The sequence below is a fragment of the Legionella impletisoli genome (assembly GCF_900639875.1).
GTDB lineage: Bacteria > Pseudomonadota > Gammaproteobacteria > Legionellales > Legionellaceae > Legionella_A > Legionella_A impletisoli.
Genome location: NZ_CAAAIA010000010.1, coordinates 13,436 through 27,386, shown reverse-complemented (window position 1 = coordinate 27,386; position 13,951 = coordinate 13,436). Strand labels below are relative to the sequence as shown.

Here is a 13,951-nt window from a genome sequence, read left to right as displayed (position 1 = left end):
AGATGCACGATGGGATATTACCCCCATAAAGCATTACCACCCCGAACAACTTTGTAATTTCCGCACCGTCGGAAATCCATCCAGAAGCTAAGTGAGCGGTTGAGATACAATCAATCGTCTCACCGCTTAAATTAAACTTTTTTAAACAGCAAGCTGCCGTTAGTACCACCAAAACCTAGTGAATTACTAAGCGCATAGGTAATTTCTCGTGGTTGTGCTTTGTTAGGCACATAATTTAAATCACATCCCTCATCTGGATTATCTAGATTCGTCGTCGGTGGAGCCACTTGATCACGAATTGCCAATACACTAAAAATTGCTTCAACTGCCCCTGCTGCACCAAGTAAATGTCCAGTCATGGATTTGGTTGAGCTTACAGCCAAATCATAAGCGTGAGCGCCAAACACTCGCTTAATCGCTTTTGTTTCGTTAAGATCATTTAAGTAGGTTGAAGTGCCATGCGCATTAATATAATCAACCTGAGACGGTTGAATATCTGCATCTTGTATCGTAATTTCCATCGCTCGTGATGCGCCATCGGCATCTGCATCCGGAGCTGTAATATGATAAGCATCACCTGACATACCAAAACCTACAACTTCAGCATAAATTTTAGCGCCTCGGGCTTTTGCGTGCTCATATTCTTCTAATACTAAAATTCCAGCACCTTCGCCCATCACGAATCCATCCCGATCTTTATCGAAGGGACGTGAGGCTTTTTCAGGCTCATCATTGCGTTTTGAAAGAGAACGCACCGCAGAAAAACCCGCTAAGCATAGAGGGGTTGTCGTCATCTCTGCCCCGCCACATACCATGACATCGGCATCGCCATAAGCAATCATCCGCGCAGCCAATCCAATGTTATGGGTTCCTGTAGTACAAGCAGTTACTACCGAGATATTAGGACCTTTTAATTGGTGTTGAATTGAAATTTGTCCGGCTACCATATTGATAATGCCCGCTGGTATAAAAAAGGGTGAAACCTTTCTTGGACCGCCGTTTAATAGTTTTTCTTGGTTATTGGTAATGGTTTCAATACCACCAATGCCTGCACCTACGGCAACCCCTGCGCGTTTTGAAAGCGCATCATCGATATTAATTCCTGAATCGGCAATAGCTTCTGCTGCAGCAACCATGCCATACTGAGTAAAAACATCCATTTTACGTGCATCTTTTGAAGCCAGATAGTCTTCAACGTTAAAATTCTTAACTTTTGCCCAAATCTTTGTGGGGTAATCTGTGGCATCAAAGGACTCAACCCGACCAACACCACTTTTACCTGCTAAGATATTTTGCCAAGATTCTTCTACAGTTAGCCCAACAGGGGAAACCATACCCATGCCAGTTACCACTATACGTCGTCTATTTTTCAATGATGACTCCTCAGTATCACTATGAAACGCAATGACTCAGAGAAATATCTTGGGTGGGCCTTACGTAAATGCAAGAAACGCCTTTTAAGTGATCCACAGGACAAAATCACAATTACGCTGTCATCATCACACAGAAATAACGCGTATGGGATGAGTTAATTCAAGTTTGATTTTGTCCTGAATTCTTCTCGCATTGAGTGTTTCTGGCTACTCACAAGATAAAAGAGAATTACGCATCTTCTTTATTTAAATTTGCTTCAATATAATCAATTGCTTCTTGAATGGTAGTAATTTTTTCAGCTTTTTCATCTGGAATTTCAGTTTCAAACTCTTCTTCCAAAGCCATTACTAGCTCAACGGTATCAAGCGAGTCCGCACCTAAATCATCTACAAAAGAAGCGTCGTTTTTTAACTCATCTTCTTTAACGCCTAATTGCTCAACAACAATTTTGCGAACTCGTTCTTCTACTGTGCTCATAACTTTTTCCTCTTTCAGTTATAAAAAGTAATAATCTTTCAAACAATTATGTAAGTAAAGCTTGAAAGGGTCTTAAAATAATGTCCGGTAGTTTATTCTATTCCCTAAATAACGCAAGTCTATTAACGCATTTGCATCATTTGGTCATTTTTCGGATAAAAAGAAACATTATATCACAATGTATGTGACTAAGATCAATTTCATCCCTTAAGTTCCAGAGCAAAAATATACTTTGCCTCAATAATTTATTATTTGTATCGTTACCGCGCAGGCGGGATCGACATAATCTGAACAACCATTTCAAACACTTATAGACAAAATGGAATTATCTTACCCTACCGTAAATCCTAGCAATTCCCATAGACCTTGCTTGTACGGAACGTTCAGAAAAAATTTTGTATTAATCCATATACATGCCACCATTCACTTGAATGGTTTCACCCGTAATGTAGTTACCATAGTCTGACGCCAAAAATGCTACAACTTCAGCGATGTCTTCGACTTTTCCTAACCGCTTTAACGGAATTCTCTTTAATAATTCTTCCTTCACCATATCTGGTAAAGAAGCGGTCATATCCGTATCAATAAATCCTGGAGCAACCACATTGACTGTAATGCCTCGGCTGCCAATTTCCTGGGCGAGAGATTTAGAAAAGCCCACTAACCCAGCTTTAGCTGCGGTATAATTCGTTTGGCCAGAATTACCACTAGAGCCAACGACAGAACCTATGCTAATAATTCGCCCCCAACGCGCTCTAAACATTGATTTAAGGCATGCTTTGCTCAAGCGGTACACAGAATTGAGATTGGTCTCTATAACGCGATACCATTCTTCATCATCCATGCGTAACAGCAAATTATCACAAGTAATCCCTGCATTATTAACCAAAATATCAGGCAACTTATCTTCGTCAGATAACTGAGACATTAAATCTTCTACATTTTCTTTTTTGGTTACATCCAGCATAACACCCTGGCCTGCAAGATTTTCTTTTGAAAAATACTCACTAATGGCAGTAGCACCTTTTTCACTGGTGGCAGTTCCTACCACATAAGCACCCTTACGAGCCAAGGTTAGTGCCACAGCCTGGCCAATGCCACGGCTAGCACCTGTAACGAGTGCAGTTTTGCCTTGTAAATTGGTCATACAAACGAATTCCTCTATTGATTTAGTTCATGAAGAGCATCCGATAAACTCGATTCATCATGCACGCTTAGCGTTTTTAAAGAGCGATCAATGCGTTTTATTAAGCCCCCTAATACTTTTCCAGGTCCGCATTCAATGAAGAGCTCCACACCCTTTTTGCTCATGAATTGAATGGTTTCAACCCATCTGACAGGCTTGTAAAGCTGGGCTTTCAAAAGTGTCCTTATCTGCTCGGGAGATTCGTAAACGCTTAAATCAACATTGCTTATCACCGGAACTTCAGGAGTCTTAAACGTTGCACGCTCCAAACTTTCTGAAAATAATGCGGATGCATTTGTTAGAAGCTGACAATGACAAGGCACGCTGACTGGAATAATTTTCGCCATTTTTGCGCCTTTTTCAAGCGCTAAGGAGACCGCTTTTTCAACGGCCGAAGTGTGGCCGGCAATGACGACTTGTCCTATAGCATTGTAATTAGCTGGTGTGACTAAATATTCAGTGCTGCTCGCATTTAAGCAAACATAACGGACGTCTTCGTCCTCTAGGCCAATTATCGCGGCCATAGCTCCTTCACCTAGGGGTACGGTTTCTTGCATTAACTGACCGCGCTTTGCAACCAATTCCGCCGCATCGGGGAGGCTTATCGCATTTGCACAGACCAAAGCTGCATATTCCCCAAGGCTATGTCCTGCCATCATGGATGCAGGAATAGCTTGTTGTTGCTGAAGTGTTTTATATATAGCCACGTCAGCAGTTAACATGGCAACTTGCGTGCGTTCCGTCTGATTCAGTTTTTCTTCCGGCCCATTTTGAACCAAATCCCAAACGTCATAACCCACCCGTTCAGATACCTGTAAAAATAATTCAAGTATAAGTGGATAGGATTTTGCAAGATCATTTAACATCCCTACGGATTGCGAGCCTTGGCCCGGAAAGACAAAACCAATTGTTTTCATATTGAAATCTATCCTCGAAATCTTGGATCAGTAACGAATAACCATGGCACCCCAGGTCATACCACCACCGAAAGACTCTAGTAATAAGAAATCTCCCCGCTGGATACGGCCTTCACGGATAGAGTGATCAAGTGCCAACGGAATAGAAGCCGCAGAAGTATTGCCCTGATTTTCAATGGTGACCACTACTTGCGACATAGGAAGAGATAATTTTTTGGCAATTCCTTGAATAATTCTTATATTAGCCTGATGAGGAATCAACCAATTGATATCGGATTTTTGTAACTGACTGACTTCAAGTACTTCATCGACAATATCACCCATAATATTGACGGCGACTTTAAATACTTCGTTACCACGCATACCAATTTGCGATTTTTGACCATTCTCGCCTTGGGTGGCATAGCTTAACAATTTGCCTTCGTCAAAAGAAGAATGTAGGACACTGCCTAAAATACCATCCTCTTGACTAGCACTTAAGACAACTGCTCCTGCACCATCCCCAAACAAAACACAGGTTGAGCGATCGGTCCAATCTACGGCTCTAGACATACTTTCACTGCCTACCACCATTACATGTTTAGCAGCTCCTGACTTAATGTATTGGTTAGCAATATCCATAGCGTATACAAATCCACTACAAGCAGCGCTAATATCAAATGCAGGGATGGTTCTTGAACAATTTAAGGCCTTTTGTACATGACAAGCCATACTAGGGAAAAAATGATCGGGCGTGCAAGTTGCCACAATAATTAAATCAATTTCATCCGCATGAATAGAAGCCGCGTCCAAGGCTTGCTTCGCAGCCTCACAAGCCATATAAGAAGTTGTCTCTTCCACGGAGGCAACGCGTCTACTTTTAATGCCTGTGCGGGAATAAATCCATTCGTCTGAGGTATCAAGAGTTGCTTCCAGTTCTTTATTAGTCAGCTCTCTCTTCGGAAGATAACTGCCGCTTCCACGGATGATCGCATTGTTCATAATAGCAACCCTTCGTTGATGAAGTCTGTAATTTGATTTCTTACTAAATCAATCACGTTATTTTTAACTTGCAAGACCGCCTCTTCGATCGCATTCTGGAAAGCCACTTCATTCGCGCCACCATGACTTTTAACAACAATGCCATTTAAACCGAGCATGCTCGCACCATTATAGCGAGCAGGATCCATACGTTTTTTCAAGTGGGATAAGGCAGGATAAGCAAAAACACCCGCTAACTTCGCAAGCCAGTTTCGACTAAAGGACTCCTTAAGAACGGATAACATCAACTTTGCAAGTCCTTCACTGGCTTTAAGTGTTGCATTACCAACAAAACCATCGCAAACCACAAGATCCACTTCACCAGAATAAAACTGATCGCCTTCGACATAACCAACATAATTCATAATTTTACATTCGGCTAGCATGTGTGCGGTGCGCTTGACTTGATCGTTTCCTTTGATTTCTTCAACGCCAATATTGAGTAACCCAATTTTAGGTTTAGATTTCTTATCTTCGGCTTGAATGAGCGCAGAACCCATAATGGCAAATTGAAACAAATGCTCAGCGCAAGAGTCGACATTGGCTCCAAGGTCGATAACACGAGTTCGACCTTTCATGGTAGGCAATTCAGCAATGATCGCTGGTCTATCAATACCTGGCAAAGTTTTTAACACAAATCGAGCCGTAGCCATCAAGGCTCCAGTATTACCGGCGCTGACACAAGCTTGTGCTTTTTTTTCTTTAACTTGGTTGATAGCCACTCGCATTGAAGAATCTTTTTTATTCCTCAATGCATGTGAAGGCAACTCATCCATAGTCACCACTTCGGAGGCATGAACAATAGTCAATTGATCATTGGAAGCTTCACCGTGTTTTTTTAATTGACGAGTGATTTTGCCTCGATCCCCGACTAAGATCAGCTTTAGATCCGGGTTTTTTTTAATCGCACGAATGCAAGCCGGGATCACTACAGATAATCCATGATCCCCGCCCATCGCGTCAATCGCAATGGTTATGGTATTCAAGGACATTACTCAGCTTCGTAAACGGTCTCTGTTTCTAACACTTTACGACCGCGATAATAGCCGTCTTCCGTAATATGGTGTCGACGATGTGTTTCACCTGTAGTTGGATCAACAGAAAGCGTTGGCTTAGTTAATGCATCATGCGAACGACGCATATCGCGTTTTGAACGTGATTTTTTATTTTGTTGCACAGCCATTGTATTACTCCTAAACAAATTGTTTTCTAAGGGCCGGAATATTACCGGCTTTTTGATGGTAATCCAAGTATTGTTGGCACATATTATACCTGAAAAAAAAGCCATCTGGGTAGCAGAATTCATAAGGGCCTTGAATTTTTGCTATTTTTTGCCACTTTATTAGGCTTTAAGCTTGAATTTAATTCATAAATTATCTTTCAAAAAGAACACGAAGAGAGCTTAATGAAAAAAATATACCCATTCTTTACCGATGCCTGATTAGGAAATATCGTTCATCAAAGCAACCATCTCCCTATCACATTCTTGAAAGTCCACATGCTTTTCAGGAAGATTCAAATGCAAATCATCGGTTAAAACTTCAATCATATCAAGATGATAGTTGTTAATGACCATACATTCATAATGCGACATTAGTTTTTCAGCCGTTTGCTCTTCATCACACACAGCGAGTTCAACTTGATTCTTGTATTCATAAGAAAACGCCTGTAAGCATCGCTGACATGATAAGATAATGTTCGCATTGGTTTTAAGCGATAAAATGTAATAATCTTCTTCGTAAAATTGAGCACTTAAATCACATCTCATCAGACATGGGCCTACCACATGAGCGGGTAAACGATCATTTAATTGTATTTCAATTTGGTGAAGTCCTTTTTCCTTTGCGAACTTAGGTAAAAAAATTTTCATGAACTATATCATCTCCAATATCATCTTAACAAAGGGAATATCCCTATCAGCGCGGGTGGGAATTATTTTTGTGTTAAATAGTGCTTTAAAATTGTATTGATACGAAGTATAGCTTAAAATAGGCAAATTTTATACACATTGAACTTGATTATGAAAGGTAAAGTCATTGTCGGTTTATCCGGCGGTGTGGATTCATCGGTTGCAGCCTGGTTGTTAAAAGAACAAGGATACGACGTTGAAGGCTTGTTCATGAAAAATTGGGAACAAGACGATCGCAATGGTTATTGTGCAGCAGCAACCGATTTAGCTGATGCAGAAGCCGTCTGTGAGCAATTAGACATACCGCTACATACGGTAAATTTTTCTGAAGAATATCTCCAACGGGTGTTTAACCACTTCTTAAATGAATACGACCAAGGCCGTACCCCTAATCCTGACGTGCTTTGTAATAAGGAAATTAAGTTTAGTGCATTTTTAAATCATGCACTTACTTTGGGAGCCGATTATATTGCCACTGGCCATTATGCGAGGGTTAAACATACAGCGCATTTAGGCATGCTTTTTAAGGCCAAAGATCGCGAGAAAGATCAAACCTATTTTCTTCATGCGGTCGCTCCAAAAGCCTTAGCCAAAACTCTATTTCCTATAGGGGATTATTTAAAGCCTAAAATTCGCGCGATTGCTAAAGAACAAAATCTCATTACGCATTCAAAAAAAGACTCAACCGGCATTTGTTTTATTGGCGAAAAACGTTTTAAATCCTTTTTAAATGAGTATATGCTAGCTAAACCAGGCGAGATCAAAACACCCTTAGGTCACGTCATTGGGCGCCATGATGGATTAATGTTTTATACGCTTGGCCAACGACAAGGTCTTGGTATAGGAGGCACACAGAGTGGCAGCGATGAACCTTGGTATGTAGTGGATAAGGAAACTGCAACCAATACCTTGATTGTCGCTCAAGGCAGCCAACATCCCATGCTTTATTCACAAGGGCTTAAATGCGGGCCAATCCATTGGTTAACAGAGAGTGAACCAGAGTTACCTCTGACCTGTTTTGCAAAGACTCGTTATCGTCAGGCTGAACAAGCGTGTGTTGTTTCGCCAAAACAAGACAACCACCATTACATTATGTTTGCAGAACCCCAACGCGCCGTCACCCCAGGACAGTATGTTGTTTTTTATCATAAAAACCAATGTCTCGGTGGAGCTACGATTGAACAAATTATTCGATGATCTAGTATACTTATTATTAGAAAAGTCATTTCCGCTCTGAACGTATATTCTGGACAAGATCTACCTAATTTTTTGAGTTAATATAATTTTTTTGAGGACATCCCATGAGTACAGTTAATGAATCTGCTATAGCCCCAAACATTGCATTCACGGTTAGTGCTGCAGATAAAGTAGCTTCTTTGATTGCAGAAGAGAAAAACCCAAACTTAAATTTAAGAGTCTATATTACAGGCGGGGGCTGCTCAGGGTTCCAATATGGATTTACTTTTGACGAAACCATACAAGAAGACGATGTCATCATCGAACAAGTATGTACCGATGCAGAAAAATCCGTAAAGCTTCTGGTCGATTCTATGAGTTATCAATATCTAAAAGAAGCGGAAATCGATTATGTACAAGGCATTCAGGGAGAACAGTTTGTTATTAGAAATCCCAATGCCAAAACCACCTGCGGCTGTGGTTCTTCGTTTAGTATTGAAAATGAATAAACGCAAAATTAGGATTAAACCCTAGAATATCATTGCACCATCTCGAAATTGATTTAATAAGATTTAACGATTACTTTTGAACCAATTTTCAAGAAATTATGATAAAGCCATTTAGCCGCAGAAGGTTTCACCCGTATGCAACCGTGACTCGCGTTATAATTAGGCACATCCGGTGATCCATGGATTGCATAATATTTACTAAAAAACATACAATACGGCATGGGAGCTCCACCTTTTCCTAAAGGATACTTGCTGGAGCGGCAGTTGGCCCCTCGTTTACTAATAATACGATAGGATCCAGATGGTGTTCTACAGGCTCTTTTGACATCTTTACAATATTTACTTCCACCAGAACCTCGCCCAGTTCGAATCACTTTTCCATTTTTAACTGCTTTCCAGGTTAATGTTCTTGGATTATAAATAAATGTATTTGTTGCTAACTGAATACCAGACAAGATTTGACTGGGTTCTTGCGATGGACTGGACGCGTTAGCAGTTGAAACATACAAGAAGGGCGTAACTGCCAAACTGAAAATAACATTCCGTATCTTTATGAGGTTGCTTTCTTCCATGAGTAATCCATTTTTTTATCATCTTACTGTCTAAATATAGTACAATAATTTAACTTTGCTAAGTGATGATAAACACTCATATAGAAATCGTTTTTAAAAAACTAGGGACATTCGACCCTAAGCATCGTCCCATAAATTAATCCCTGATTTATTGGTTATAAATTCAATAAATTCTTGATGTTGAGTTAGCTCAACTTCATCAGCCCTAATTACAGGTGATTGATTGGACAGAGATTTTTCTGTTTGATGGATGCTTTGGGGCACGTCTATCTCGTTTTTGGCAGACTCAGCAAATAAGCTGACTTGGCCGCCTGTCATTGCGAGATACACCCAAGCTAAAATTTCGGCATCTAATAGCGCGCCATGAAGCTCACGGTTAGAATTATCTACCTCATAGCGCTTACATAACGCATCTAAGCTGTTTCGTTGACCTGGGTGCTTATCGCGAGCCATGACCAACGTATCTAAAATGCGACAATGGACTTCAATAGAATTGTTCCAGCTCGCTAGCTTTAATTCTGAATTTATAAAACCAACATCAAAGGGCGCATTATGGATAATCAATTCCGCACCGTCAACAAACTGGATAAACTCCTGAAGAATTTCACTAAATCTTGGTTTATCCTGTAAAAACTCGGTGCTGATACCATGAACACGAAATGCGCCTTCATCGACTTCACGTTCTGGGTTTAAATAAACATGGAAATGTTTGCCAGTGAGCACACGATCAATTAGTTCCACGCAACCAATTTCAATGATTCGATGACCTTGTTCGGGACCAATTCCCGTGGTTTCTGTATCTAACACAATCTGACGCATAACGTAATTTCTTATTAAAATTTAGTTAATTGAGAAATAAAAAAGAACCTCATTAGGAAACATTCCCTAATAATTCTTCAATTGCTTTATTCGCTAATTCATCCACTAATTCATTTTCTGGATGGCCAGAATGCCCTTTAATCCAATGCCAGTGAATGGTATGCTTTTCTGCTAATTCATCGAGCTTCTGCCATAAGTCTGCATTTTTTACCGGTTCTTTTTTTGAATTACGCCAGTTATTCTTCTTCCATTGGACAATCCAAGTCGACATGCCTAAACGCAAGTATTGGGAGTCGGTATACAAATCAACCTGACACGCTCTTTTTAGAGCTTCCAGACCTTTAATCGCGGCGGTTAGCTCCATTCTGTTGTTGGTGGTTTGAGGTTCAGCACCCAAAAGTGTTTTTTCAGTGCCTTTATACCGTAATAATACCCCCCAACCTCCAGGTCCAGGATTTCCTTTACATGCACCATCTGTATAAATCTCGATCATTTTAGTACCCAATCTTTAAATCCCAATACCTTCCATAGGCAAGCATAAATGATTTTCCTGTGCGCTTTCTCTGGCTAATTCATACCCTGCATCTGCATGGCGCATGACGCCAGTCGCTGGATCATTTGTCAGCACCCGTTTGAGCCTTTGAGCGGCTTTATCGGTGCCATCAGCAACAATAACAAGGCCTGCATGTTGTGAATATCCCATGCCAACCCCACCACCATGATGTATGCTGACCCAAGTCGCACCGCTTGCACAATTTAAGAGTGCGTTTAATAACGGCCAATCAGAAACAGCATCACTACCATCTAACATCGACTCCGTTTCACGGTTAGGGCTCGCAACGGATCCGGAATCTAAATGGTCACGACCAATGACAATAGGTGCTTTGAGTTCACCCGATTTAACCATTTCATTAAACGCAAGTCCTAAACGAGCCCTATCTTTCAAACCAACCCAACAAATTCGCGCAGGCAAACCTTGAAAGGTAATCTTTTCCCGGGCCATATCCAACCATCGGTGTAAATGATAATGATCAGGCATTAGTTCTTTTACTTTTTGATCGGTGGCATAAATATCTTCAGGATCACCAGATAAAGCGACCCAACGAAATGGACCAATTCCTTCGCAAAATAAAGGACGGATATAAGCGGGAACAAAGCCAGGAAACGCAAAGGCATCTTTTACGCCCACATCATAAGCCATCTGACGAATATTATTTCCATAATCAAAAACAGGAATGCCCTTTCGTAAAAAGTCAAGCATGGCTTTAACTTGGATAGCCATGGAGTTTTTTGCAGCTTCAATTACTTTTTTGGGGTTATGAATCCTGGCTTCCTCAGCCTCCTGTAATGTCCAGCCACCAGGTAAGTACCCATTTAAAGGATCATGAGCACTGGTTTGGTCTGTTACTAAGGCAGGGTTAGCATTTCGTTTTAATAATTCAGGATAGATTTCAGCAGCATTTCCTAATAATCCTACAGAAATGGTTTTTTTATCGGCACAAGCTTTAGCAATCCATTCTAGAGCCTCGTCAAGACTCTCGGTATAACAATCAAGATAACGAGTCTTTAGGCGCTTTTCGATGCGTTCAGGATCGCACTCAACTGCAAGCATGCTGGCTCCAGCCATCGTAGCTGCTAAAGGTTGGGCTCCCCCCATACCACCAAGGCCTGCGGTTAATATCCATCGTCCAGATAAATCACCTTGATAATGTGTTTTAGCCGCAGCAATAAAAGTCTCGTAGGTTCCTTGTACGATTCCTTGCGAACCGATATAAATCCAACTTCCGGCCGTCATTTGCCCATACATCATCAATCCTTTTTTATCGAGTTCATTGAAGTGTTCCCAGGTTGCCCAATGGGGAACAATATTTGAGTTAGCAATTAAGACACGGGGGGCATCTTCATGCGTCTGAAATACACCAACAGGCTTACCCGACTGAATTAAAAGGGTTTGATCCGTTTCAAGTTTTTTTAACGTTTCCACAATTTTTTCAAAACACGCCCAAGAACGTGCCGCCTTTCCTAGGCCCCCATACACAATCAGTGAGGAAGGATGTTCAGCCACATCAGGATCAAGATTATTACAAAGCATTCGAAGAGGCGCTTCGGTTAACCAACTTTTTGCCTGCAGTTCACTCCCACGTTGTGCTCGTATGGTCTGAGTCATTCATCCTACTCCATGAATTGTTATGCATGGGACTATACACCAGAGGCCATTGTAAATTCTACAACTTAGGAGTAAATGGCTCTGTCATGATAAAAAATGCACGATTAAAGATCCCCAACGAGAGAAAGGATTTTCGTTCCATTTTTTGCGAATATGAGCGTTGCACCGAGAGTAAATCCAGTTTGTGAGGAAAAATGATGCTACGTTGTGAAAAATATAACAGCTATGATAAACTGACCGTTTTTAAAACATAGAAGTACAATTGTGCCAAACGGATTCTCCAATCATCCTCCCTCATTAAAAATCTTTTTCGCCACCGAAATGTGGGAACGCTATGGTTTTTATGTAGTACAAACGCTGTTGGTGTTATATCTGGTTATGCACTTTGAATGGGGAGATCATCGTACTTATCCTTTAATCGGTGCCTTTACTGCCTTAACGTATCTTTCCCCTGTTGTTGGAGGCTGGATCGCTGATCGACTTCTAGGGCAAAAATTAAGCATACTTCTCGGAGCCAGTGTGCTTTTTTTCAGTTATCTTGCCATGTCATATTGGACCAATGAAATTGGATTATTTTATTCCCTTTCTGGAATTGCCGTAGGAACTGGCTTACTTAAACCTAATATTTCTTCCTTACTAGGAAATGAATATCATGATGACTCTCCTAGACGAGAGCGTGGTTTTACCATTTTTTATTTAGGGATCACCACAGGGATTATCTTAGGAACCACACTCCCGAGTTATATCCAATCGGTTAAAGGTTGGCCTGCAGCATTCTTTAGTGCCGCAATCGGAATGGTCTTTGCTATCTTAATCTTTTCGTTTGGAATCAAGCACTATGCCGTAAAAGACTATTCGTCATATACACATAGTTTTAAAAAAATAACATTCGCTTGTGCTCTTTTAACGGCCCTATATTTTGGATCCTTTTACATATTACGTCATTCTGCCTTAGCTGAAATCTTGTTTACTTGTATTGCTGTTTTTTCCTTTGTTTATTTGTTTCTAACCATCTTGCAAGAAAAAGCGCAACAGGCGCGTCAAACCATGGTTATTGGATTATTGTGCTTGATCTCCATGATGTTTTGGTCATTTTATTTTCAAATGTTTTCATCAATTATGGTGTTTTTAAAACGCGTTACTCAACCATCCTTATTTGGATTTCCTTTCCCCCCCCCTTATTATGTTGCAGTTCAAAGCATTGGGATGATCATCCTTGGGTTGTTTCTTGGCAGAAATCCAAAAAAAACCAATATTTATAAACGAACCATTCAGGCTGGAAACAAGTTTGTCCTAGCCATGGTATGTATGACTATTGCTTATCTATTACTCATTATTGCCTGTAACTTAGATAAGGGATTTGGACTCCTTACCCCTCTGTATTTTATTCCCTCTTATTTAATGATTTCCCTAGCCGAGTTGCTGCTTTCTCCCATTGGGCTCGCGGCCATGACCTTACTTTCTAGTCATAAAAAGGTAAGTACCATGATGGGGATTTTCTTTGTCTCATTAGGTATTGGCGGATTTCTATCAGGACGAATTGCAACCATTGCAGCCATTCCAAAAGAGAAACTCGACTTATTAACCATTGCTGAATTAAAAACAGAATATGCCATTTCATTTACTCACATGCTTTATCTTTTATTAGGAGCAACATTCATCAGCATTCTTTTGAACTTTATCATTCGATATTTGATGTCCCAAAAGACCAAGCAACCCTAAGTTCTAATCAGCTGCCAAGCTCGGGTAAACGATTTAGCCTGACGCTATGATGAGTTTTTGTCTATCTCTTCAAATACTGCTATACTCCGCGCCGGTCTATAAT

15 protein-coding genes are annotated in these 13,951 nt (G+C 40.6%); 3 read left to right on the top strand and 12 right to left on the bottom strand.

The window, feature by feature from the left end:
* Positions 1-131 precede the first annotated feature (131 nt).
* The 8 genes from fabF to E1O41_RS10255 form a co-directional block, all read right to left on the bottom strand.
* Entirely contained in the window at positions 132-1,373 is a 1,242-nt protein-coding gene (fabF, locus tag E1O41_RS10290) for a beta-ketoacyl-ACP synthase II (protein ID WP_207384522.1), read from the bottom strand.
* Positions 1,374-1,602: 229 nt separating this feature from the next.
* On the bottom strand, positions 1,603-1,851 hold the full coding sequence (gene acpP / locus E1O41_RS10285) for an acyl carrier protein (RefSeq protein WP_131777248.1): 249 nt from the start codon (positions 1,849-1,851) through the stop codon (positions 1,603-1,605).
* A gap of 400 nt (positions 1,852-2,251) precedes the next feature.
* Complete coding sequence (fabG, locus tag E1O41_RS10280) at positions 2,252-2,998, bottom strand: 3-oxoacyl-ACP reductase FabG (RefSeq protein WP_131777247.1); 747 nt, start codon at positions 2,996-2,998, stop codon at positions 2,252-2,254.
* Positions 2,999-3,012: 14 nt separating this feature from the next.
* A complete protein-coding gene (fabD, locus tag E1O41_RS10275) occupies positions 3,013-3,954 on the bottom strand; it encodes an ACP S-malonyltransferase (RefSeq protein WP_131777246.1) in 942 nt (313 codons plus the stop codon).
* A gap of 27 nt (positions 3,955-3,981) precedes the next feature.
* Positions 3,982-4,935, bottom strand: coding sequence for a beta-ketoacyl-ACP synthase III (locus E1O41_RS10270; protein ID WP_131777245.1), 954 nt, complete (start codon positions 4,933-4,935; stop codon positions 3,982-3,984).
* Positions 4,932-5,960 (bottom strand): phosphate acyltransferase PlsX, encoded by a 1,029-nt coding sequence (gene plsX / locus E1O41_RS10265; protein ID WP_131777244.1) that lies wholly within the window; start codon positions 5,958-5,960, stop codon positions 4,932-4,934. Before plsX ends, E1O41_RS10270 begins: the two co-directional genes overlap by 4 nt.
* A gap of 5 nt (positions 5,961-5,965) precedes the next feature.
* Positions 5,966-6,157 (bottom strand): 50S ribosomal protein L32, encoded by a 192-nt coding sequence (gene rpmF, locus E1O41_RS10260; protein WP_131777243.1) that lies wholly within the window; start codon positions 6,155-6,157, stop codon positions 5,966-5,968.
* A 258-nt stretch (positions 6,158-6,415) separates the two neighbouring features.
* Positions 6,416-6,844 carry a YceD family protein gene (locus E1O41_RS10255; RefSeq protein WP_131777242.1) on the bottom strand — a complete coding sequence of 143 codons (429 nt, stop codon included), beginning with the start codon at positions 6,842-6,844 and terminating at the stop codon, positions 6,416-6,418.
* A gap of 150 nt (positions 6,845-6,994) precedes the next feature.
* On the opposite strand from E1O41_RS10255, the gene mnmA reads away from it, so the two are divergent.
* Both mnmA and erpA read left to right on the top strand, forming a co-directional pair.
* Positions 6,995-8,080: a tRNA 2-thiouridine(34) synthase MnmA gene (gene mnmA / locus E1O41_RS10250; protein WP_131777241.1), complete on the top strand. Its 1,086-nt coding sequence runs from the start codon at positions 6,995-6,997 to the stop codon at positions 8,078-8,080.
* 104 nt (positions 8,081-8,184) lie between these two features.
* Positions 8,185-8,568, top strand: a complete 384-nt coding sequence (gene erpA / locus E1O41_RS10245) for an iron-sulfur cluster insertion protein ErpA (protein ID WP_131777240.1) — start codon at positions 8,185-8,187, stop codon at positions 8,566-8,568.
* A 53-nt stretch (positions 8,569-8,621) separates the two neighbouring features.
* On the opposite strand, the gene E1O41_RS10240 is transcribed toward erpA, so the two are convergent.
* The 4 genes from E1O41_RS10240 to hutU all read right to left on the bottom strand — a co-directional run bounded on the left by E1O41_RS10240 (position 8,622) and on the right by hutU (position 12,126).
* Positions 8,622-9,140 (bottom strand): L,D-transpeptidase, encoded by a 519-nt coding sequence (locus E1O41_RS10240; protein WP_131777239.1) that lies wholly within the window; start codon positions 9,138-9,140, stop codon positions 8,622-8,624.
* Positions 9,141-9,257: 117 nt separating this feature from the next.
* The gene (gene dnaQ / locus E1O41_RS10235) at positions 9,258-9,959 is read right to left on the bottom strand and encodes a DNA polymerase III subunit epsilon (RefSeq protein ID WP_131777238.1); all 702 of its coding nucleotides are present in this window, start codon (positions 9,957-9,959) and stop codon (positions 9,258-9,260) included.
* Positions 9,960-10,011: 52 nt separating this feature from the next.
* Positions 10,012-10,452, bottom strand: a complete 441-nt coding sequence (rnhA, locus tag E1O41_RS10230) for a ribonuclease HI (protein ID WP_131777237.1) — start codon at positions 10,450-10,452, stop codon at positions 10,012-10,014.
* Positions 10,453-10,467: 15 nt separating this feature from the next.
* Positions 10,468-12,126 (bottom strand): urocanate hydratase, encoded by a 1,659-nt coding sequence (gene hutU / locus E1O41_RS10225; RefSeq protein ID WP_131777236.1) that lies wholly within the window; start codon positions 12,124-12,126, stop codon positions 10,468-10,470.
* A 264-nt stretch (positions 12,127-12,390) separates the two neighbouring features.
* Here hutU and E1O41_RS10220 point away from each other — a divergent pair, with 264 nt between their 5' ends.
* The gene (locus tag E1O41_RS10220) at positions 12,391-13,848 is read left to right on the top strand and encodes a peptide MFS transporter (RefSeq protein WP_268237680.1); all 1,458 of its coding nucleotides are present in this window, start codon (positions 12,391-12,393) and stop codon (positions 13,846-13,848) included.
* The last annotated feature ends 103 nt before the right edge of the window (positions 13,849-13,951 follow it).